The following is a 22,856-nucleotide window of genomic DNA, read 5'->3' on the forward strand; positions in this document are numbered from 1 at the left end:
TGGACGCCGGGGCCGCCAACGGCACCGGCGCTCAGGGGCTGGCTTGGCTGCCTGCCTGGCCTGTCAGCAGCGCGGCGAACGCCCTGGCCATTGCCGACCCGCCGCGCTCGCGCTGCACCAGCCACACTGCCGTGACCGCCTCTTCATCCAGCAAGGTACGGTACACCACCCCGTCGATGCGCATGCGCTGGAACGAGGCGGGCAACACCGAAACCCCGAGCCCCGCCGAAACCAGCCCGATGATGGTCATCGCCTCGCCCGCCTCCTGGGCGAAATGCGGGCTGAAACCCGCCTGGCGCGCCAGGCTCAGCAACTGCGCATGCAAGCCGCTGCCATAGCTGCGTGGAAAGAACACGAATGGCTCGTGGGCCAGCGCCTGCATGTAGAGCCCCTGCTCGCTGCCCTTGGCCAGCGGATGGGAGGCGTTGATCACCGCGACCAAGGGCTCGCGCAACAGCTCGGTGGCCACCAGCCCCTCCGGTAAAGGCATCGGCCGCATCAGGCCCACTTCGATGGATTCGTCGAACACCCCTTCGGCCACCTCACGGCTGCTCATTTCCTTGAGGTTCAGGTGTACCGCCGGGAACTGCTGGCGGAACGCGTGCAGGGCCTTGGGAATTTTCGAGGTAAAAGGCGCCGAGGAGGTAAAACCGATCTTCATTTCGCCCAGTTCCCCCAACTGCGCCCGCCGCGCCACGTCGGCGGCTTTCTCCACCTGGGCCAGCACCTGGCGCGCTTCCTCGAGGAACAGGCGCCCGGCCTCGCTCAACTCGACCCGGCGGTTGGTGCGCTCGAACAGACGCGCCCCCAGCTCCTGCTCCAGGGCCTGGATCTGCTGGCTCAGCGGGGGCTGGGAGATACCCAGCTGCTGGGCGGCACGACCAAAATGCAGCTCCTCGGCCACGGCAATGAAATAGCGCAGGTGACGCAGCTCCATGATCGACTCCAAACAGGTCGTAAAACGTCTTAAACAGGTCGAACAATATATTGGATCTAATCATTAGCCAGCTATATGCTTTTTCCATCGCAGCACCGGCCCCAGCGCCCGAGGTACCCTCCGTGAGATCCGCCGCAGTCCCCCTATCTGCCGAGCCCGAGCCTGTCGTCAACGATATCTGGATCGAGAAAGGCTCCCCCGCCTTCATGAAGACCGTGCTGGCCCTGTTCAGCGGTGGCTTCGCCACCTTCGCCCTGCTGTACTGCGTGCAGCCGATGATGCCGCTGCTGTCCCAGGAGTTTTCCATCAACGCCGCGCAGAGCAGCCTGGTGCTGTCGGTGTCCACCGCCATGCTGGCGTTCGGGCTGCTGGTCACCGGGCCGATCTCCGACCGTATCGGGCGCAAGCCGGTGATGGTCTTCGCCCTGCTCTGCGCCGCCCTGTCGACCCTGGCCAGCGCGGTGATGCCGAGCTGGGAACTGGTGCTGGCGACGCGCGCCCTGGTGGGCCTGTCGTTGAGCGGCCTGGCGGCGGTGGCGATGACCTACCTGAGCGAAGAGATCCACCCGCAGCACATCGGCCTGGCCATGGGCCTGTACATTGGCGGCAACGCCATTGGCGGCATGAGCGGGCGCCTGATCACCGGCGTGCTGATCGACTTCGTCAGCTGGCACACGGCGATGCTCGCCATCGGCGGCCTGGCCCTGGTTGCGGCCCTGGTGTTCTGGAAGGTGCTGCCCAAATCGCGCAACTTCCGGTCCCGGACGCTGAATCCACGCAGCCTGTTCGATGGCTTCGCCATGCACTTCAGGGATGCCGGGCTGCCTTGGCTGTTTCTCGAGGCCTTCCTGCTGATGGGCGCCTTCGTCACCCTGTTCAACTACATCGGCTACCGCCTGCTGGCCGGGCCCTATCACATGAACCAGGCGCTGGTCGGATTGCTGTCGGTGGTGTACCTGTCGGGGATCTACAGTTCGGCGCAGGTCGGCGCCCTGGCCGACAAGCTGGGCAGACGCAAGGTGTTCTGGGCCAGCATCCTGGTGATGGCCGGCGGCCTGCTGATGACCCTGGCCAACCCGCTGGCGATGATCATCGTCGGCATGCTGGTGTTCACCTTCGGCTTCTTCGGCGCGCACTCGGTGGCCAGCAGCTGGATCGGCCGCCGGGCGCTGAAGGCCAAGGGGCAGGCTTCGTCGTTGTACCTGTTCTGTTACTACGCGGGGTCGAGCGTGGCGGGGACAGCGGGCGGGGTGTTCTGGCACCAGTGGGGCTGGAACGGCATCGGGCTGTTCATCGGCGGCCTGCTGGCGGTGGCGTTGCTGGTGGCGGTGCACCTGAGCAAGCTGCCACCGAAAACGGCCTGATATCGTGGGAGCGGGCTTGCCCCGCGATGTCGCCCTATCAGGCAACGAGGCTTGCACTGGCTGGCGCTATCGCGGGGCAAGCCCGCTCCCACGCATTGAAGCGTGAAGCTTCGGATCAGTTGATGATCTCGACGATATCCACATCCACCTCACGGCTCATCAGGTGCTTCTCCACCTCGCCGGTCAGCTTGACCTTGGTCTTGTCGTTGAACGGCGTTGGCGGCAGGTCTTCGTCGTCGATCTCGACGGTGATGGTGCCGGTGTTGTCCTTGAACTCGTACTTGTCGTCGTTGTTGATCTTCTTGGTCACGAAGCCCTGCAGTACCACCGGGGTGTCGTCGGCGGCATCGTTGGCGGCGGCGACCGTGGTCACGGCCTGGGCGCCAGGGCCGGTGTAGCCGGCGGCCAGGGCGGCGGTGCTGAACAGCGGGGCGAGGATCAGGGGCAGGTAACGGGCTTTCATGGTGATCGGGTCCTGTTTGCGTTTTGATGGTCCCAGATTACCGACGATCGCTGAATTGAAACTTAATATGAAAAATCGCGGGGCAAGCCCGCTCCCACGCCATATACAAGGGGGCGTGGGAGCGGGCTTGCCCCGCGATCGGTCTGACGCTTACTGGTGATACTGCGCCGACAGCTCATGCACGGCATTGATGAACACGCCGGCGTGCTCCGGGTCGACCTCCGGGGTGATGCCATGGCCCAGGTTGAACACATGGCCGCTGCCCTTGCCATAGCTGGCGAGGATGCGCGCCACTTCCTTGCGGATCGCCTCGGGCTTGGCGTACAGCACGGTCGGGTCCATGTTGCCCTGCAGCGCCACCTTGTCGCCGACGCGGCGGCGGGCGTCGCCGATCTCGCAGGTCCAGTCCAGGCCCAGGGCGTCGGCACCAGCCTCGGCGATGCTTTCCAGCCACAGGCCGCCGTTCTTGGTGAACAGGATCACCGGAATCTTGCGCCCTTCGTGCTCGCGGATCAGGCCGCTGACGATCTTGCGCATGTAGGCCAGGGAGAACTCCTGGTAGGCCGCCGCCGACAGGTTGCCGCCCCAGGTGTCGAAGATCTGCACGGCCTGGGCGCCGGCGAGGATCTGGCCATTGAGGTAGCTGGTGACCGACTGCGCCAGCTTGTCCAGCAGCAGGTGCAGGGCTTCAGGGTTGTCATAGGCCATGGCCTTGGTCTTGCGGAAGTCCTTCGACGAGCCACCCTCGACCATGTAGGTGGCCAAGGTCCACGGGCTGCCGGAGAAACCGATCAGCGGCACGCGGCCGTTGAGCTCGCGGCGGATGGTGCTGACCGCGTCCATGACGTAGCCCAGGTCCTTCTGCGGGTCGGGAATCGGCAGCGCCTCGATGTCCGCCAGGGTGCTGATGACCTTCTTGAAACGCGGGCCTTCGCCGGTCTCGAAGTACAGGCCCTGGCCCATGGCGTCGGGGATGGTGAGGATGTCCGAGAAGAGGATCGCCGCGTCCAGCGGGTAGCGGTCCAGCGGCTGCAGGGTGACCTCGCAGGCGAACTGCGGGTTCATGCACAGGCTCATGAAGTCACCGGCCTTGGCGCGGCTGGCGCGGTACTCCGGCAGGTAGCGGCCGGCCTGGCGCATCATCCATACCGGGGTGACGTCTACGGGTTGCTTGAGCAGTGCACGCAGGAAACGATCGTTCTTCAGGGCAGTCATGTCGGCATCCGGAAAAAAAGTGCGGGCATTTTCTCAGACGCGGACGCAAAAGGCACGGCCATGGCCATGCGTTTTGTCTATCAGGTGCCATGGATCAAGCATTTTTGTATACAAAAAGCATCGCGGGGCAAGCCCGCTCCCACAGGTTGGACACATGACCTGTGGGAGCGGGCTTGCCCCGCGATTAGGCCGGATCAGACTTCGAGGTAATCCAGGATGCCTTCGGCAGCGGTGCGGCCTTCGAAAATGGCCGTCACCACCAAATCCGACCCCCGCACCATGTCGCCACCGGCAAACACTTTCGGGTTGCTGGTCTGGTGCTTGAACTTGCCCTTCTCCGGTGCCACCACGCGGCCCTGGCTGTCCAGCTGGATGCCATGCTGCTCGAACCACGGCGCCGGGCTCGGGCGGAAGCCGAAGGCGATCACCACGGCATCGGCCGGCAGGATCTCCTCGGACCCTGGGATCGGCTCGGGGCTGCGGCGGCCACGGGCATCCGGCTCGCCGAGACGGGTCTCGACCACCTTCACACCCTCGACCTTGTCCTCGCCAACGATGGCGATGGGCTGGCGGTTGTAGAGGAACTTCACGCCCTCTTCCTTGGCGTTCTTCACCTCTTTGCGCGAACCCGGCATGTTGGCTTCGTCACGGCGATAGGCGCAGGTCACGGCCTTGGCGCCCTGACGGATCGAGGTGCGGTTGCAGTCCATCGCGGTGTCGCCACCGCCCAGGACCACGACCTTCTTGCCCTGCATGTCGACGAAGTCTTCCGGCGACTTCTCGAAACCGAGGTTGCGGTTGACGTTGGCGATCAGGAAGTCCAGCGCGTCATGCACGCCCGGCAGGTCCTCGCCCGGGAAGCCGCCCTTCATGTAGGTATAGGTACCCATGCCCATGAACACCGCGTCGTACTCGGCGAGCAGCTGCTCCATGCTGATGTCCTTGCCCACCTCGGTGTTCAGGCGGAACTCGATGCCCATGCCGGTGAAGACTTCGCGGCGATTGCTCAACACGGTCTTTTCCAGCTTGAACTCGGGGATGCCAAAGGTCAGCAGGCCGCCGATCTCGGGGTTCTTGTCGAACACCACCGGGGTCACGCCCGCGCGCACCAGCACGTCGGCGCAGCCCAGGCCAGCAGGGCCGGCACCGATGATGGCAACGCGCTTGCCAGTGGGCTTGACCTTGGACATGTCCGGGCGCCAGCCCATGGCGAAGGCGGTGTCGGTGATGTACTTCTCCACCGAGCCGATGGTCACCGCGCCGAAACCATCGTTCAGGGTGCAGGCCCCTTCGCACAGACGGTCCTGCGGGCACACACGGCCGCACACTTCCGGCAGGGTGTTGGTCTGGTGCGACAGTTCAGCCGCGGCCAGGATGTTGCCTTCGGAGACCAGCTTCAACCAGTTGGGAATGAAGTTGTGCACCGGGCACTTCCATTCGCAATACGGGTTGCCGCAGCCCAGGCAGCGGTGCGCCTGCTCCACGGACTGCTGTGGCTTGAAAGGTTCGTAGATCTCGACGAACTCCTTCTTGCGCTGGCGCAGCAATTTTTTCTTCGGGTCCTTGCGGCCCACTTCGATGAACTGGAAGTCGTTGCTCAGACGTTCAGCCATTTTTCAAAACCTCTTTACCGCAGTTGCCGGCCATAAGCCGCAAGCTGCAAGACAATCACTTGAGCAGGACGGGCCCCGCGCACGGGGCCGTCACTTGCAGCTGTTCTTACTGCGGGTTGGCACGGGTGCTGGACAGCAGTTGCTTGAGGTTGGCCGCCTTCGGCTTGACCAGCCAGAAGCGCCGCACGTAGTCGTCCAGATTCTCGGAGAGCTCACGCCCCCACTCGCTGCCGGTTTCTTCCACGTACTCGCCCAGGACCCGCGCCAGATGGCTGCGGTAAGCCTCCATCGCCTCACCACTGATGCGCTGGATTTCCACCAGCTCGTGGTTGAGCTTGTCGACGAAGCTATTGTCCATGTCGAGCACGTAGGCGAAGCCGCCCGTCATGCCAGAACCGAAGTTGTAACCGGTCTTGCCCAGGACGCAGACAAAGCCGCCGGTCATGTATTCACAGCAGTGATCGCCGGTGCCCTCGACCACAGCGTGGGCGCCGGAGTTACGCACAGCGAAGCGCTCGCCCGCGGTGCCGGCGGCGAACAGCTTGCCGCCGGTGGCACCGTACAGGCAGGTGTTGCCGACAATGGCGCTGTGCTGGGTTTCGAACGGGCTGCCGGCTGGCGGCACGATGGTCAGCTTGCCACCGGTCATGCCCTTGCCGACGTAGTCGTTGGCGTCGCCTTCCAGGTGCAGGTTCAGACCACCGGCGTTCCAAACGCCGAAGCTCTGGCCAGCGGTGCCCTTGAAGCGGAAGGTGATCGGCGCCGCGGCCATGCCCTGGTTGCCGTGCAGCCTGGCGATCTCGCCGGAGATGCGCGCACCGATGGAACGGTCGCAGTTGCAGATGTCGAGGCTGAACTCGCCACCGGCCTGGTCGCGGATCGCCGGCAGGGCCATGGCGACCATCTTCTCGGCCAGCTCGCCCTTGTCGAACGGCGGGTTCCTGTCCACTTCGCAGAACTGCGGCTTGTCGGCCGGGATGTGCGAGCTGCCCAGCAGCGGCGACAGGTCGAGGTGATGCTGGCGCTCGGTGTCGCCCGGAAGCACGTCGAGCAGGTCGGTGCGGCCGATCAGCTCACCCAGGCTGCGCACGCCCAGCTTGGCCAGCCACTCACGGGTTTCTTCAGCGACGAAGGTGAAGAAGTTGATCACCATGTCGACGGTGCCGATGTAGTGGTCCTTGCGCAGCTTGTCGTTCTGGGTGGCCACGCCCGTGGCGCAGTTGTTCAGGTGGCAGATGCGCAGGTACTTGCAGCCCAGGGCGATCATCGGCGCGGTGCCGAAGCCGAAGCTCTCGGCGCCGAGGATGGCGGCCTTGATCACATCAAGGCCGGTTTTCAGGCCGCCGTCGGTCTGCACCCGCACCTTGCCGCGCAGGTCATTGCCGCGCAGGGTCTGGTGGGTTTCGGCCAGGCCCAGCTCCCACGGCGCGCCGGCGTACTTGATCGAGGTCAGCGGCGAAGCACCGGTGCCACCGTCGTAGCCGGAGATGGTAATCAGGTCGGCGTAGGCCTTGGCCACGCCGGCGGCGATGGTGCCGACGCCGGCTTCCGCCACCAGCTTGACCGATACCAGGGCCTGCGGGTTGACCTGCTTGAGGTCGTAGATCAGCTGGGCCAGGTCTTCGATCGAGTAGATGTCATGGTGCGGCGGCGGCGAGATCAGGGTCACGCCCGGCACCGCGTAGCGCAGCCGCGCGATCAGGCCGTTGACCTTGCCGCCCGGCAGCTGGCCGCCCTCGCCGGGCTTGGCGCCCTGGGCCACCTTGATCTGCAGCACCTCGGCATTGACCAGGTACTCAGGGGTCACGCCGAAGCGGCCGGTGGCCACCTGCTTGATCTTCGAGCTCTTGATGGTGCCGTAGCGGGCCGGGTCTTCACCGCCCTCGCCGGAGTTGGAGCGCGCGCCCAGGCGGTTCATGGCCTCGGCCAGGGCCTCGTGGGCCTCCGGCGACAGCGCGCCCAGGGAGATGCCGGCAGAGTCGAAGCGCTTGAGGATGTCCTCCAGCGGCTCGACCTGCTCCAGCGCCAACGGTTGCTCGGCGACCTTGACCTTGAGCAGGTCGCGGATCATCGACACCGGGCGCTGGTCGACCAGCGTGGTGTATTCCTTGAACTTGGCATAGTCGCCCTGCTGCACGGCGGCCTGCAGGGTGTTGACCACGTCCGGGTTGTAGGCGTGGTATTCGCCGCCGTGGACGAACTTGAGCAGACCACCCTGCTGGATCGGCTTGCGCGCGCTCCAGGCCTCGGCGGCCAGCAGCTTCTGGTCGCCTTCGAGGTCGACGAAACGCGCGCCCTTGATGCGGCTCGACACGCCCTTGAAGCTCAGGCCGACCACTTCCTCGGCCAGGCCTACGGCTTCGAACAGCTGGGCGCCACGGTACGAGGCGATGGTGGAGATGCCCATCTTCGACAGGATCTTCAGCAAGCCCTTGGAGATGCCCTTGCGGTAGTACTTGAAGACTTCGTCCAGGTCGCCCAGCACCTCGCCGGTGCGGATCAGGTCGGCCAGCACTTCGTAGGCCAGGTACGGGTAGACGGCCGAGGCACCGAAGCCCAGCAGCACGGCGAAGTGGTGCGGGTCACGGGCGGTGGCGGTCTCGACCAGGATGTTGCTGTCGCAGCGCAGGCCCTGTTCGGTCAGGCGGTGGTGCACCGCGCCAACGGCCAGCGAGGCGTGCACCGGCAGCTTGCCCGGGGCGATGTAGCGGTCGCTCAGCACCAGCTGGGTCTTGCCGCCGCGCACGGCCTCTTCGGCCTGGTCGGCGATGTTGCGGATGGCCGCTTCGAGGCCGACGCTTTCGTCGTAGTTGAGGTCGATCAGCTGACGGTCGAAACCTTCGCGTTCCAGGTTCATCAGCGAACGCCACTTGGCGGGCGAGATGACCGGCGAGCTGAGGATCACCCGCGAGGCGTGCTCGGGGGACTCCTGGAAGATGTTGCGCTCGGCGCCCAGGCAGATTTCCAGGGACATGACGATCGCCTCGCGCAGCGGGTCGATCGGCGGGTTGGTCACCTGGGCGAACTGCTGGCGGAAGAAATCGTACGGCGAGCGCACGCGCTGCGAAAGCACGGCCATCGGTGTGTCATCGCCCATCGAGCCGACCGCTTCCTGGCCTTGTTCGCCGAGCGGGCGCAGCACCTGGTCACGTTCCTCGAAGGTGACCTGGAACATCTTCATGTATTGCTTGAGCTGGTCAGCGTCGTAGCTGGCCACACCCTGGTCGTCGCTCAGGGTCGCCTGGATGCGCGTGGCGTGCTGGCGCAGCCAGCGCTTGTACGGGTGGCGCGACTTCAGGCGGTTGTCGATGGCGTCGGTGTCGAGGATCTGCCCGGTCTCGGTGTCCACGGCGAGGATCTGGCCCGGGCCGACACGGCCCTTGGCCAGGACTTCCTCGGGCTGGTAGCCCCATACGCCGATTTCCGAGGCGATGGTGATGTAGCCGTTGGTGGTGGTCACCCAACGCGCCGGGCGCAGGCCGTTACGGTCGAGCAGGCACACCGCGTGGCGGCCTTCGGTCATGACGATGCCGGCCGGGCCGTCCCACGGCTCCATGTGCATGGAGTTGTATTCGTAGAAGGCGCGCAGGTCGGCGTCCATGGTCTCGACGTTCTGCCAGGCCGGCGGTACCAGCATGCGCACGCCGCGGAACAGGTCGATGCCGCCGGTGACCATCAGCTCGAGCATGTTGTCCATGCTCGAGGAGTCGGAACCGACACGGTTGACCAGCGGGCCGAGCTCTTCGAGGTCGGGGATCAGGTCGTTGGCGAACTTGGTGCGCCGGGCCATGGCCCAGTTGCGGTTGCCGGTGATGGTGTTGATCTCGCCGTTGTGGGCGAGGAAGCGGAAGGGCTGGGCCAGCGGCCACTTCGGCAGGGTGTTGGTGGAGAAGCGCTGGTGGAACACGCAGATCGCGGTCTGCAGGCGCTCGTCGCCCAGGTCCGGATAGAACGCCGCGAGATCGCGCGGCATCATCAGGCCTTTGTAGATGATGGTCTTGTGCGAGAAGCTGCAGATGTAGTGGTCGGTGTCGTGGGCGTTGGCCACGGACGAGCGGCGACGGGCACTGAACAGCTTGATGGCGAATTCCTGGTCGCTCAGGCCTTCGCCGCCGATGAACACCTGCTCGATCTGCGGCAGGCGCTCCAGGGCCAGGCGGCCGAGGACGCTGGTGTCGATCGGCACCTTGCGCCAGCCGACCAGCTTGAGGCCGGCGTTGACGATCTCGCGGTCCATGTTGGCGCGGGCGGCCTGGGCTTTGACCGGGTCCTGGTTGAAGAACACCATGCCGACGGCGTACTGCCTGGGCAGCTCGACGGCGAAGTGCTCCTGGGCCACGGCACGCAGGAATTGATCGGGCTTCTGCATGAGCAGACCGCAACCGTCGCCGGTCTTGCCGTCGGCGTTGATGCCGCCGCGGTGGGTCATGCAGGTCAGCGCCTGCATGGCGGTTTGCAGAAGGTGGTGACTCGGCTGCCCCGTCATATGGGCGATCAGGCCGAAACCACAGTTGTCCTTGAATTCTTCGGGATGGTACAGACCTGTTTTCATAGACACTTTCTCACCAGGTTCACCTCTCAACCGGAGGCAAATCTCTTTTTTAACAACCACTTACCATCCACGCCGATCAAACGCCAGCTTTTTTGCGGTGGTCATGGAAAACCATTGTTGCACAGCGACAGCGACGCCCACAAATTTTCATGTCTCACCATTGAAAATTTATGTCGCAATTTTGAATGTTTTTACGCCATGCGCCGTGATAGCGGCTTGGCTAGAGTCTGAAGCGTTTCAGCCATGACTGCAACACAGGGCTTGTGGCCGGCAGTCTGGGACAGAAAAGCCTGCCGCGCTCGGGCGCAGCAGGCTGATCGAAAGCTAGAAGTCGCTCAGCAACTGGGCGGCGGGGTGGTGCCGCCCGGAAGGTATCAGCGGGCCGTGGCCAGCTCTTGTTGGACGCTGCCGACGGTACGTGGCCAAGGTTTACCAGCCTGGACCTTGGCTGGCAAGTTCTTGATTGCCGCAGCAGCGGCGTCGCGGCTGGCGAAGTTGCCGTAGGTGACGACAAACAGCGGCTTGCCCTGCAGGTTTTTCTTGAAGTAGCGATAGTCGCCACCCTGTGCCTTGACGAAGGACTGGGCCGACGCCTCGGAGCTGGTGCCGAAGATCTGCACCACGTAATTGCCTGGCTTCTGGCCGGCATACCAGCTGCTGTTGCCGGCGCCGCCCGCGGTTGGTTTCTCGGCAGGCTTGCTCGCGGGCTTGGCGCTGGCGACCTGGGTGGGGGCCGGGGCCGGTTTGGCAGGTGCAACCGGCTTTGCCGGCTGGGTTGCGACAGGCTTCGGCGCAGGCGCAACCGGCTGTACCGGAGCGGTAGTCACCGGCTGGGCAGGGGCCGGTGCCGGGCTGGCGGTGGCGCCTTGCGGCGGCGCGATGGTGGTCACGGTCGGCGGCACGGCGGCCGATGGCGCGGCAGGCTGCAGGGCGGTATCACCCGCAGGCCCACCCTCTTCGCCCTCGCCCATGCCGGCGGCCTGGGCCAGCGGCTCGCGCATCACCGGCTGCGACTGCCCGACCAGCGGCAGCGGCATCGGCTGCGAGGAACCGGAGAACTCGATGGCGGGCGCGCCGCCCTGCCCCAGTGGCAGTTGCGCCTGGGCGGCCGGTGCTTCGGTCGGAGCCTTGTCGCCCTTCTTGGGCATCAGGACCGCCGCACCGACGGCGACCACGACCACAGCGGACAACGCGAGCACGTGTTTCTTAGGCATTTTGAACCCCATGGATGGTCGCTTGACCGTGGTACGGCTGGCGATCATGGCTTCGATCAAGGTATCGCGGGCGACCTGGTTGATGTTCCCAGGCCAACCGTCGGAGTTTTCGTGGATGTCGACGATCTGCTCGGCGCTGAACACCTCGATGCCCCGGCCTGCGCCTTCCAGGCGCTGCTCCAGGTACTCGCGGGTCTCTTCCTCGCTGTACGGGGCCAACTCGATGACATGGAAGCGTTCGCCATCGGTATTGAGTTCTTCCAGCCCGGCAATCAGCGAAGGTTCGCCGAACAGGAACACATGCGGGCGCCCTTCGGCCACGCCTGCCGCCAACTCCAGCAACGCTTGGAGTGCCGACTCGTCGAGTTGTTCCGCATCGTCCACCAGCAGATAGACTTCCTGGCCAGTCAGCGCCAGCTGCACCACCTGCGACAGGATCGCCTGCACCTCCGGCTGCGCCACGTTCAGCGACTGCGCCACCTGGCCCAGCACGCTGGCCGCGTCACTGGCGCCACGCGCGGACACCACCACGCTCTGCACCGACTGCTTGTTGGTGCTGGCCACCAGGGCCTGGCGCAGCAGGGTCTTGCCGCTGCCCACCGGGCCGCTGACCACCAGCATCAGCTGGCTGTAGCGCGCCAGATGGTGCAACTGGCCGAGCACGGGTTTGCGCTGGGCGGGGAAGAACTTGAAGCCGGGCACTCGCGGTGCGAACGGATCGTGGCTCAACTGGTAATGGTCGAGGAACGCCTCATCGGCATGCAGACTGGTCATTGCGTTGTCACAACCTCAAAGCTGGGCCACGATCGCGCGGTAATCCGCCGCCAGGGTGGCCTGTAGAATCTCTGTCGAATAGTCGTCGGTGACGACGGCCTCGCCCAGCTGGCGCAGCAGCACCAGGCGCAGGCGCCCGTCGAGCACTTTCTTGTCGACCGCCATGTGCTCCATGAAATGCGCCGGGGTCATTTCCTGTGGTGGCACCACCGGCAATCCTGCGTCCTGCAGCAGGCGAATTCCGCGATCACGCGCCGGCTGGTCTATCCAGCCCAGGCGCATGGACATTTCCAGGGCCATGACCGTGCCCGCCGCCACGGCTTCACCGTGCAGCCAGACGCCATAGCCCATGTGTGTTTCGATGGCATGGCCGAAGGTATGACCAAGGTTGAGCGTGGCACGCACGCCCGATTCGCGCTCATCGGCGCCGACCACCGCGGCCTTGGCCGCGCAGGAGCGGCGGATGGCCTCGGTCAGGGCGGCGGAGTCCAGGGCGCGCAACGCCTGCATATTGTCTTCGAGCCAGGCGAGGAACGGCTTGTCGCAGATCAGGCCGTACTTGATGACTTCGGCCAGGCCCGCGGACAGCTCGCGCTCGGGCAGGGTATTCAGGCTGGTGGTGTCGATCAGCACCGCGTTGGGCTGATAGAAGGCACCGACCATGTTCTTGCCCAACGGGTGGTTGATGCCGGTCTTGCCGCCCACCGACGAGTCCACCTGGGACAGCAGCGTGGTCGGTACCTGGATGAAGTCGACGCCGCGCTGGTAGCAGGCCGCGGCAAAGCCGGCCATGTCGCCGATCACGCCGCCACCCAGGGCGACCACGGTAGTGCGACGGTCATGGCGGGCGGTGAGCAGGGCGTCGAAGATCAGCTGCAGGGTTTCCCAGTTCTTGTGGGCCTCGCCGTCGGGCAACACCACGGGCAGCACCGAGTAGGCGCCCAGGGTCTTGCTCAGGCGTTCGAGGTACAGGGGCGCGACGGTCTCGTTGGAGACGATGGCGACCTGCCGCCCGGCAATGTGCGGCGCCAGCAGCTCGGGCTGGTCCAGCAGGCCTTCGCCAATGTAGATCGGGTAGCTACGTTCGCCCAGGTCGACCTTTAGTGTCTGCATGTATCCCCACAATGTGCTTGGACGCGGCGGCGGTGCGGCCCCGCGCGGTGACGTTCAGCCCCGTCTCGGCGTTGGTCGCCGAGGATAGACCCCGCTCAGCGGGGCGGCAACTTCTGCAGGCGCTCGATGATGTCGAGCACCACCATGCGCGGTGGCCGTTCGTCGGTTTCCACCACCAGGTCGGCGATTTCGCGATAGAGCGGGTCGCGTGTCTCCAGCAGGGCGCGCAATGTGGCTTCCGGGTTGGCGGTGCGCAACAGCGGCCGGTTGCGATCACGTGAGGTACGCCCCACCTGCTGCTCCACCGAGGCGTGCAGGTAGACCACCCGTCCGCCGGCGCGCAGCGCCGCACGGTTGGCGTCGCGCATCACCGCACCGCCGCCGGTGGCCAGGACCACGCCATCGAGCGCGCTGAGCTCGGCGATCATCGCCTGCTCGCGGTCACGAAAGCCCGGTTCGCCTTCCTTGTCGAAGATCCACGGGATGTTGGCGCCGGTTCGCAGTTCGATTTCCTTGTCGGAATCCTTGAACAGCAGGCGCAGCTCTTTGGCCAACAGGCGCCCGATGGTGCTTTTACCAGCGCCCATGGGCCCCACAAGTATCAAATTTCGCACAGAATCAACGACTCACAGCAATCGCCTGGTCACTCATGATACGCGGAGTCAGGAAGACCAGCAGCTCGGATTTTTTCTCTTGTAATGCATCGCGTCGAAACAGCCGCCCAACATACGGCAGATCGCCAAAAAATGGCACCTTGTCGACCACTTTGTTCTGCGACGTCGAGTACACGCCACCAATCACAATGGTCTGCCCATCGGTCACCCGCACCTTGGCGTTGACCTCGTTCTTGCGGATCGGCGGCACATCGTTGAGGGCATTGATGAAGTCCGGCTCATCCTTGGTCACCCGCACCGCCATGATCACCTTGCCGTCCGGCGTGATCTGCGGGGTCACCTCCAGCGACAGGGACGCCTCGCGGAAAGAGACCGACGTGGCGCCGCTGCGAGTGGTTTCCTGGTAGGGCACTTCGGTGCCCTTGAGTATGCGCGCGGTTTCCTTGTCGGCCGTGACCACCTTTGGCTGGGAGATGATCTCGCCGTTGCCGCTTTTTTCCATGGCGCTGAGCTCCAGGTCGAGCAGGATATCGCTGCGCAGCAGCCCCACTCCGAGCCCGGCAGCGGCGCGTTCGACGCCGAGATCGACGAACAGGTCGCTGCCCAACTGGCGATCCGTGCCATACAGAGGGCCACCCCAGCGCACGCCCAGGGCCTTTTCGTAATCGACATTGGCCTCGACGATCCGGGCCTCGATCATGACCTGGCGCACCGGTACATCCAGTTGCGTGACCAGCCTGCGCAGTTCGGCGAGCCGGGCGGCAGGCTGAGTAGCCACCAGTGTATTGGTGCGGGCGTCCACACTGAGGCTGCCACGCCCGGCCAGGGCACCGTCATCGGCCAGGCTCGACAACAGCAGCTCCGCCAGCTCGCCGGCCTTGGCATGGAAGACAGGGATCAATTCACGCTGCAGTGGCTCTAGCAATACCTCCTGACGCATGTCCTGGGCTTGCCCGGCGAGCTCGGCCACGGGAGCGACCAACAGCACATTCCCCTCCTGGCGCCTGCCCAGCCCCTTGCTGCGCAGCACCAGGTCAAGCGCCTGGTCCCAGGGCACATCCTCCAGACGCAGGGTTATCCGCCCCTGCACCGAGTCGCCCGCCACCAGGTTGATGCCCGCGTGGTCGGCCATGACCTGAAGCACCGAACGCAATTCGACATCCTGGAAGTTGAGCGACATCGGCTCACCCTGAAACGTCCCGGCCTGCACCATCGGCAGCCCCAGCATCAATAGCGCGCCGCTCCACCATCGCCTCGGTCTCATCCCTGACCTCTCCTTGCTCACGCGTTCCAAGAACCAGATACCTGGGTCGCGCCTGCCAGCGACCATCGATGTAGATCCGCTCGTGGACCTCCACCCGATCGACCTCGATGGCCACCACGACACCCCCTTCGAGCCCCAGCCGCTCGCCTGCCGCGATCCGATACAGGCGACCTGCGGAGCGCAGCAATGCCTGTCGTCGCCCTGCCTGGGAGAAGCTGCCGACCATCTCCAGCCGTGCCAAAGGAATATGCGCCGGCCCACTGCCCTCTTTCGGAAACGACCAGGCCCGGAACGGATCGAATGCCGCCCTCGACAAGCCTGCCTGGGCCGGTTCATCCGCCAATGACGCCGGAACTGGCAGCTCTTCCCCAGGGTGGTAGGCATGCAGTCGTAACAGAGCATCAACTCGCCCGACACCCTCATCCTCCAGGGCCAGCCTGAGCCGTTCCACGCTCAACAGACGCAATTGCCGCAGCCATTGCTCCAGCCACAGGCGCAGCGCCGGATACTGTCCCGACACCGCGATTTCCAGCGGTTGCACTCGGTACACTGAAGCCTGCTGCGCCTCCTGCACTTCGACTCGCTCGAATACCAGGCCATGTTCATGCCCCGATAACGCCAGCTGGTCGAGCAGCTCGCTCATGCCTTCTCCCGCGGCCAGCCGCCATCGTGCCGCCTGCAAAAGCGTCCGGGCACTCTCAAGCGCCTGTTGCTCGACACCCAGTTCGACGAGGCGCGTCCTGCGCCCCTCCAGTTCGTTCTGTAGCTGAAGCTGCAGCCGGACAGACTCGGCATGCCCCTGAACCGGGTCACGCAGACGAACCAGGTAGCCCACGCCAGCCACCAGGAGCGCGAGCAACAGGCACACCATGGCCCTCACCACGCCCGACCGGCCAGCCAGCGCCTGCCAGTCAAGGGGCCACCGGCGGCTCACGACTCACCCGCCAACAATCGCGCCGCCAGCAGGAACTCGTCACCCTGGAGATGGCGCCTGAGGTGAACAAGTTCGAGGTCCCGCACCATGCCCACCTGTTCCAGATCGCGCATGAACCGGGCGACCACCGACGCAGAGGCTGCCAGACCGCCCAGGCGCAAACGCCCTGCCTCGACATCCACCTCCGTCAAGCGAGCCCCTTCTGGCAGGGCCTGTTCAAGGGCGAGGAACAGGCCAGGCATCTGCGACCGCCCGGCCCCCAGAGCGGTCACTGCGGCATGCTCGGCCTGCAGCGCCGCCCGCATGCCGCGCAGCTGATCGACCTGCCTCAATGTGGCATCGAGCCGCTCGAGCTCCGCCTGATGCGAGGCGACGACCAGTGATTGCCTGGCCAGACGCGACCGCGCCATCTGATCGAGCCATATGACCCCGCACAGTGCCACTACCAGGGCGACAACCAGCATGATCTGCAATCGTCGCACAACCCTGGCCCTACGCTGCTCGCGCCAAGGCATCAGGTTCAGTCTCGCCATCATGCCCGGCCTCCCATGGCCAGCCCGCAGGCCAGGACCATCGAAGCTGCGCGCAGGCCATCCCTCTCCAGCAGGCCGGTCAGAGGGTGTGGGCAACCCACCTGGCATTTCACACCCAAGTGCTCTCGCAAATACGCCGCCCGATCCCCATCAGCAGCGCAGCCGAACAGGACAACTTCCTCCACGGGCGCCCGTTCACCCAACCGCCAGAGATCATCGACAGCCTCACTCCATTGCGCCGGCGAGCCCAGGGCGAGCCGCTGTCGTTGCGGCGCGGGGCTGCCGTGCCAGCGGTGCATGACCACTTCGCCCGGCTCCAACTGCAGCAGTACCGCTCCACGAGCCGGCACCTCAGGCAGCAGCGCTCGCCGTAGCGCGAAGCTGTCCACCTCGACGGCCTCAAGCTGCAATCCGGCCCTGGTGAACACCCGCTCCAGCGGATCGAGCTGGCTTTGCCGACAGGCCACCACCAGTACCTCGACCTGTCCGGGATCGTTGGCGCATGCACCCTGCACCCAAAAGTCCAGGGCCAGATCCTCCAGCGGGAAGGGGAAAAGTTGCTCGGCCTGTGCCAGCACGGCGGCCTCGACATCAAGGTCGGCCAGCCCGACAGGTAACCGGCACACCTTGCAGATGACCTGGGAGGCGGGCAATGCCAAGGCGACCCGGAACTGCCTCGTCCGACATTGAACATGGGCCCGGCGCAATCCCATGACCAACCCCTCTGCCTCGTCGGATGAGGCACTGTCAGGCAGTGCAGGCTCGAAGCGCTCCTGCGCCCACCCCTGCACACGCCAACCGCCGCGCTGACGGTGCAGATGCAGCATTCGTATGGAATCGGAGGCAATTTCCACCCCCAGCAGTGAACCGGCGTCCCTACCAAAGCGTCCAAGCATGGCTGTTCCTTCCTGGTCATCGGCAGCCCCCGCCGTTGCGGCGCGGGCGGTCGTCCCGCGCCCCGGGCGGTCACCCGGTGGGACGAAAAATGCTTATAATGGCCAGCGTTTTTCTGTCCGCCGGCCCCGCGCGCAATCCACTCCTCAACCTGGACACCCAAAAGCCTTGATACGTCTGCTGAAGTTCTTCTGGTGGTCTCTCGTCGCCGTCATCTGCGCGCTCGTGCTCGGTGTGAGCGGTGCGTTTCTGTATCTTAGCCCCAGCCTGCCCTCGGTCGACGCGCTCAGAAGCGTCCAGTTGCAAATCCCCCTGAGGGTGTACAGCAGCGACGGCAAGCTGATTGCCGAGTTCGGCGAAATGCGGCGCTCGCCGATCAAGTTCCAGGAAATTCCCCCACAGTTCATCCAGGCGCTTCTGTCCGCCGAAGACGACAATTTCCTCAACCATTACGGGGTCGATCCGAGCAGCCTGATGCGCGCGGCATCGCAGCTGCTCAAGTCCGGACACATCCAGACCGGCGGCAGCACCATCACCATGCAGGTGGCGAAGAACTTCTTCCTCACCAGCGAGCGCAGCTTCTCGCGCAAGACCAACGAGATCCTGCTGGCCCTGCAGATCGAGCGCGAGCTGACCAAGGACGAGATCCTCGAGCTCTACGTCAACAAGATCTACCTGGGCAACCGCGCCTACGGCATCGATGCCGCGGCGCAGGTGTACTACGGCAAGTCGATCCGCGACGTGAGCCTGGCGCAGATGGCGATGATCGCCGGCCTGCCCAAGGCGCCATCGCGCTTCAACCCGCTGGCCAATCCGGTACGCGCCAAGGAGCGCCGTGACTGGATCCTCGGGCGCATGTACAAGCTCGGCAAGATCGACGAAGCCAGCTACCAGGCGGCCCTGGCCGAACCGCTGAACGCCAGCTACCACGTGCCGACCCCGGAAGTGAACGCCCCCTACGTCGCCGAGATGGCCCGTGCCGAGATGGTCGGCCGTTACGGCAGCGACGCCTATACCGAAGGCTTCCGCGTCACCACCACGGTACCGAGCGACATGCAGCAGATGGCCAACAGCGCGGTGCTCAACGGCCTCAGCGAGTACGACGAGCGCCACGGCTACCGCGGCCCCGAGGCACGCTTCCCGGGCAAGACCCGTGCGGCCTGGCTGCAGGAACTGGGCAAGCAGCGCACCCTCGGCGGCCTGGAGCCGGCCATCGTCACCCAGGTCGAGAAGACCGGCCTGAAGGTGATGACCCGCAGCGGCCTGGAAGAAACCGTGGCCTGGGACACCATGAAGTGGGCCCGCCCGTACCTCAACAGCAACTCGCAGGGGCGCTCGCCGCAATCGCCGGCCGACGTCGCCCAGGTCGGCGACCTGGTGCGCCTGCAGCGCCTGGAGGACGGCAAGCTCAAGTTCAGCCAGGTGCCCGGCGCCCAGAGCGCCCTGGTCACCCTCGACCCTTACAACGGTGCCATCCGCGCCCTGGTCGGCGGCTTCTCCTTCGAGCAGAGCAACTACAACCGCGCCATGCAGGCCAAGCGCCAGCCTGGCTCGAGCTTCAAGCCCTTCGTCTACAGCGCCGCGCTGGACAACGGCTACACCGCCGCCAGCCTGGTCAACGACGCGCCGATCGTGTTCGTCGACGAGTACCTGGACAAGGTCTGGCGTCCGAAGAACGACACCAATACCTTCCTCGGCCCGATCCGCATGCGCGAGGCGCTGTACAAGTCGCGCAACCTGGTTTCGATCCGCCTGCTGCAGGCCATGGGCGTGGACCGCACCATCGACTACATCGCCAAGTTCGGCTTCAACAAGCAGGACCTGCCGCGCAACCTGTCACTGGCACTGGGCACCGCGACCCTGACACCGATGGAGATCGCCACCGGCTGGAGCACCTTCGCCAACGGCGGCTACAAGATCAACCCCTACCTGATCGAGCGCGTCGAAAGCCGCAACGGCGAAACCCTCTTCACCGCCAACCCGGCACGGGTGCCCCAGGGCAGCCAGGACCAGGCCGGCCTCGCCGCCCCCGAACAGGCGATCAGCGTCGCGCCGATGCCGGGCGAAGCACCGTCGGCCCTTGGCCAGGTCGCCCCGGCACCACAGGTACCCGCCGTGGCCGAGCAGATCATCGACGGCCGCACCTCGTACATTCTCACCAGCATGCTGCAGGATGTGATCAAGCGCGGTACCGGCCGTCGCGCCCTGGCCCTCGGCCGCGCGGACCTGGCGGGCAAGACCGGGACCACCAACGAGTCCAAGGACGCCTGGTTCTCCGGCTACAACGCCGACTACGTCACCACCGTCTGGGTCGGTTTCGACCAGCCGGAAACCCTGGGCCGACGCGAGTACGGCGGCACCGTGGCGCTGCCGATCTGGATGAGCTTCATGGGCGCGGCGCTGAAGGACAAGCCTGAGCACGCGCCGGCCGAACCCGAAGGCATTCTCAGCCTGCGGGTAGACCCGGTCAGCGGCCGCGCCGCCACGCCAAGCACGCCCAATGCCTACTTCGAGCTGTTCAAGGCCGAGGACTCGCCTCCTTCGGTGGACGAGCTGGGCAATGGCGCGGCACCAGGCAGCCCGCTGCCGGCGGATGAAGCGGCGCCGATGGACCTGTTCTGACCAGGTAAACGACAAACCTCGAAGGCAACTTCGATCCTGTGGGAGCGGGTTTACCCGCAAAGGCTTCAGCGAAGCCAACGAGGCTTTCGCGGGCAAACCCGCTCCCACAATGGCTTCGGTGAATCCAAAAGCAAACAAAAAGCCCCGGCTCTCACGAGCCGGGGCTTTTTCATGACGCTACGACCGGATCAGCCGTTGAACACGTCATCCACGCTTTTCAGCGGGTAGTGCTTCGGATACGGCAGGGTGGCCACGCCGGATTCGATGGCGGCCTTGGCCACGGCATCGGAAACCACGGTGATCAGACGGGCATCCAGCGGCTTCGGAATGATGTACTCGCGACCGAATTCCAGGGCCTGCACGCCGTAGGCGTCGCAGACTTCCTTCGGTACCGGCTGCTTGGCCAGGTCCTTCAGGGCGATGGCGGCGGCGATCTTCATCTCTTCGTTGATGCGCTTGGCACGAACGTCCAGGGCACCGCGGAAGATGAACGGGAAGCCCAGTACGTTGTTGACCTGGTTCGGGTAGTCGGAACGACCGGTAGCCATGATCACGTCGCTGCGGGTGGCGTGAGCCAGCTCCGGGGCGATTTCCGGGTCCGGGTTCGAGCAGGCGAACACGATCGGGTTGGCGGCCATCGACTTCAGGCCTTCCGGGCTCAGCAGGTTCGGACCGGACAGGCCGACGAACACATCGGCGCCGTTCAGGGCATCGGCCAGGGTGCGCTTGTCGGTAGCGTGGGCGAACTGGGCCTTGTACTGGTTCAGGTCGTCGCGGCCGGCATGGATCACGCCGCTGCGGTCGATCATGAAGATGTTCTCGACCTTGGCGCCCATGCTCACCAGCAGCTTCATGCAGGAGATGGCGGCGGCACCGGCGCCCAGGCAGACGATCTTCGCCTCCTCGAGCTTCTTGCCGGCGATTTCCAGGGCGTTGATCATGCCGGCTGCGGTAACGATGGCGGTACCGTGCTGGTCATCGTGGAAGACGGGAATGTCGCACTGCTCGATCAGGGTGCGCTCGATCTCGAAGCACTCAGGTGCCTTGATGTCTTCCAGGTTGATGCCACCGAAGGTGATGGAGATGCGGCGAACGGTGTCGATGAAGGCCTGCGGGCTCTCCGACTCGACTTCGATATCGAACACGTCGATACCGGCGAAACGCTTGAACAGAACACCCTTGCCTTCCATCACCGGCTTGGAGGCCAGCGGGCCGAGGTCGCCCAGACCGAGGATGGCGGTGCCATCGGAAATCACCGCAACCAGGTTGCCCTTGCCGGTGTACTTGTAGGCCAGCTCAGGATCACGGCCGATCTCGCGCACGGGCTCGGCGACGCCTGGGCTGTAGGCCAGGGCGAGGTCACGGGCGGTGGCGGTGGGCTTGGAGAGCTCGACGCTCAGCTTCCCCGGACGGGGCTGGGCGTGGTATTCGAGAGCGGCGGTTTTCAGGTCTGACATGATGGGCATTCCGCTGTTTACTGTTCTGACGGACCGCCGAGGATACGCAAAGAGCCGGGGGGCGACAAGACTGCCCGGTCACTATGTGTCAAGGCCTTTGGCCTACGACTTTACGCTATAACCCACGGGGCTTACGGAAGCCAGTGTGTACAATCCAATAGCAAAATGTCTACAACTATTTACCCCGGGACAATCGCCAGCATGCTCGGATCGGTCAATGGCAACAGCCAGCGTCGCTGCCCGGGCTTGAGCCCTCCCTTGCGGGATCGATCCAGCACCCAGCCACGCGCCTCGACCTGGCGTCCCTTGAGGTTAGCGAAGAAGCTGGCGGGGAAGCGCTGCTGCAGACGAGCGGGGACCTGCAGCACCACGGCATCGTCGAGCTCCAGCCAGATACCGCCACGGTTGCGCTCGATCCCCTTGATCTGGCCGCCGATCACGGCAAAACCGGACTGCCTGACCTCCCCCGCACGTACCACCGGCGACTGGCGCCACAGCCCGGTTCCGGCGTTGCGCGCCTGCTGCTCGGCCTGTTGCTGGCAGCCCGACAAGGCCACGTTGGGGGCGATGGCGACCCGGTAGCCGAGGCCTTCACTGAGCAGTTGTGCTTCGAGATTGTCGCCAGTACGGCTATAGATGTGCGCCAGGGTACGACCGTACTTGTCCTTGGGTTCCACGCCCGGGACCAGGCCGACGCGACCATCGCTGGCCTCGACCAGCGCCTGCAGACGCCGTTTCGCAGCCTCGGCGTAGGGCTCGCTGGTGCGCCCCTTGCGGCCGATCTCGGGCGCATTGATGCCGATCAGCCGCACATTGCGGCCATCACCCAGGCGCAAGGTGTCGCCGTCGACCACCTGGCGCACCGTCACCTGCTGCGGCTGCTCGGGCAACGGACAGAAGGCCAGGGCCGGAAAATGCCAGATCGCGCCCACAAAAAAGGCGCCCACGAGGGGCGCCTTCTTTTGCAGCAACGCGAACCTCGAGAGATTCGCCATGCGCATGATTACTTCTTGGTACCGAACATACCGAAGCGATCGGCGAACTTCTGTACGCGACCACCGGTGTCCAGGACTTTCTGCTTACCGGTGTAGAACGGGTGGCACAGGTTGCAAACGTCGATCGCCAGGACGCTGCCCAGGGTCGAACGGGTTTCAAACTTGTTGCCGCAGCTGCAGGTGACTGCAACTACTTCGTAGTTCGGATGAATATCTGCTTTCATGGTCACTTCCTCGAGCTGCGTGCCGCCACCCAACACCTATTGTTGAATACCGCACGTAATTAGGCGGCGAATAA

17 protein-coding genes are annotated in these 22,856 nt (G+C 65.0%); 2 read left to right on the forward strand and 15 right to left on the reverse strand.

Features of this window, described 5'->3' with window-relative positions; translation table 11 throughout:
* Positions 1-31 precede the first annotated feature (31 nt).
* Positions 32-937, reverse strand: coding sequence for a LysR family transcriptional regulator (locus tag K2O50_RS24845; protein WP_050707336.1), 906 nt, complete (start codon positions 935-937; stop codon positions 32-34).
* Positions 938-1,143: 206 nt separating this feature from the next.
* Here K2O50_RS24845 and K2O50_RS24850 point away from each other — a divergent pair, with 206 nt between their 5' ends.
* Positions 1,144-2,301, forward strand: coding sequence for an MFS transporter (locus K2O50_RS24850; protein WP_371263165.1), 1,158 nt, complete (start codon positions 1,144-1,146; stop codon positions 2,299-2,301).
* 115 nt (positions 2,302-2,416) lie between these two features.
* Here K2O50_RS24850 and K2O50_RS24855 read toward each other — a convergent pair whose 3' ends face one another.
* The 11 genes from K2O50_RS24855 to pilM form a co-directional block, all read right to left on the reverse strand.
* Positions 2,417-2,764 carry a YgiW/YdeI family stress tolerance OB fold protein gene (locus K2O50_RS24855; RefSeq protein WP_028689103.1) on the reverse strand — a complete coding sequence of 116 codons (348 nt, stop codon included), beginning with the start codon at positions 2,762-2,764 and terminating at the stop codon, positions 2,417-2,419.
* 150 nt (positions 2,765-2,914) lie between these two features.
* Positions 2,915-3,979 (reverse strand): uroporphyrinogen decarboxylase, encoded by a 1,065-nt coding sequence (gene hemE / locus K2O50_RS24860; RefSeq protein ID WP_050707338.1) that lies wholly within the window; start codon positions 3,977-3,979, stop codon positions 2,915-2,917.
* Positions 3,980-4,173: 194 nt separating this feature from the next.
* The gene (locus K2O50_RS24865; RefSeq protein WP_050707339.1) at positions 4,174-5,592 is read right to left on the reverse strand and encodes an FAD-dependent oxidoreductase; all 1,419 of its coding nucleotides are present in this window, start codon (positions 5,590-5,592) and stop codon (positions 4,174-4,176) included.
* 106 nt (positions 5,593-5,698) lie between these two features.
* Positions 5,699-10,144: a glutamate synthase large subunit gene (gene gltB, locus K2O50_RS24870; protein WP_050707340.1), complete on the reverse strand. Its 4,446-nt coding sequence runs from the start codon at positions 10,142-10,144 to the stop codon at positions 5,699-5,701.
* A 374-nt stretch (positions 10,145-10,518) separates the two neighbouring features.
* Positions 10,519-12,132: an AAA family ATPase gene (locus K2O50_RS24875; protein WP_050707341.1), complete on the reverse strand. Its 1,614-nt coding sequence runs from the start codon at positions 12,130-12,132 to the stop codon at positions 10,519-10,521.
* A gap of 15 nt (positions 12,133-12,147) precedes the next feature.
* Complete coding sequence (gene aroB / locus K2O50_RS24880; protein ID WP_050707342.1) at positions 12,148-13,245, reverse strand: 3-dehydroquinate synthase; 1,098 nt, start codon at positions 13,243-13,245, stop codon at positions 12,148-12,150.
* A 95-nt stretch (positions 13,246-13,340) separates the two neighbouring features.
* Complete coding sequence (aroK, locus tag K2O50_RS24885) at positions 13,341-13,859, reverse strand: shikimate kinase AroK (RefSeq protein ID WP_050707343.1); 519 nt, start codon at positions 13,857-13,859, stop codon at positions 13,341-13,343.
* A 4-nt stretch (positions 13,860-13,863) separates the two neighbouring features.
* Entirely contained in the window at positions 13,864-15,087 is a 1,224-nt protein-coding gene (locus K2O50_RS24890) for a type IV pilus secretin PilQ (protein ID WP_052896131.1), read from the reverse strand.
* Complete coding sequence (locus K2O50_RS24895) at positions 15,044-15,994, reverse strand: pilus assembly protein PilP (RefSeq protein WP_050707345.1); 951 nt, start codon at positions 15,992-15,994, stop codon at positions 15,044-15,046. Before K2O50_RS24895 ends, K2O50_RS24890 begins: the two co-directional genes overlap by 44 nt.
* Positions 15,995-16,053: 59 nt before the next feature.
* Entirely contained in the window at positions 16,054-16,593 is a 540-nt protein-coding gene (locus K2O50_RS24900; protein ID WP_050707346.1) for a PilN domain-containing protein, read from the reverse strand.
* On the reverse strand, positions 16,590-17,486 hold the full coding sequence (gene pilM / locus K2O50_RS24905; protein ID WP_050707347.1) for a type IV pilus biogenesis protein PilM: 897 nt from the start codon (positions 17,484-17,486) through the stop codon (positions 16,590-16,592). Before pilM ends, K2O50_RS24900 begins: the two co-directional genes overlap by 4 nt.
* A 169-nt stretch (positions 17,487-17,655) precedes the next feature.
* On the opposite strand from pilM, the gene K2O50_RS24910 reads away from it, so the two are divergent.
* Positions 17,656-20,106, forward strand: a complete 2,451-nt coding sequence (locus tag K2O50_RS24910; protein ID WP_371263166.1) for a penicillin-binding protein 1A — start codon at positions 17,656-17,658, stop codon at positions 20,104-20,106.
* Between the two features lie 188 nt (positions 20,107-20,294).
* Here the strand turns inward: K2O50_RS24910 and K2O50_RS24915 are convergent, their stop codons facing one another.
* From K2O50_RS24915 to rpmE, 3 genes are all read right to left on the reverse strand, one after another.
* Positions 20,295-21,563, reverse strand: a complete 1,269-nt coding sequence (locus K2O50_RS24915) for a malic enzyme-like NAD(P)-binding protein (RefSeq protein WP_050707349.1) — start codon at positions 21,561-21,563, stop codon at positions 20,295-20,297.
* Positions 21,564-21,742: 179 nt separating this feature from the next.
* Positions 21,743-22,564, reverse strand: a complete 822-nt coding sequence (locus tag K2O50_RS24920; protein ID WP_050707350.1) for a thermonuclease family protein — start codon at positions 22,562-22,564, stop codon at positions 21,743-21,745.
* Positions 22,565-22,566: 2 nt separating this feature from the next.
* The gene (gene rpmE / locus K2O50_RS24925) at positions 22,567-22,782 is read right to left on the reverse strand and encodes a 50S ribosomal protein L31 (RefSeq protein ID WP_011531746.1); all 216 of its coding nucleotides are present in this window, start codon (positions 22,780-22,782) and stop codon (positions 22,567-22,569) included.
* Positions 22,783-22,856: the final 74 nt, after the last annotated feature.

Source organism: Pseudomonas sp. 2hn, from assembly GCF_019646095.1.
Lineage (GTDB): Bacteria > Pseudomonadota > Gammaproteobacteria > Pseudomonadales > Pseudomonadaceae > Aquipseudomonas > Aquipseudomonas peradeniyensis.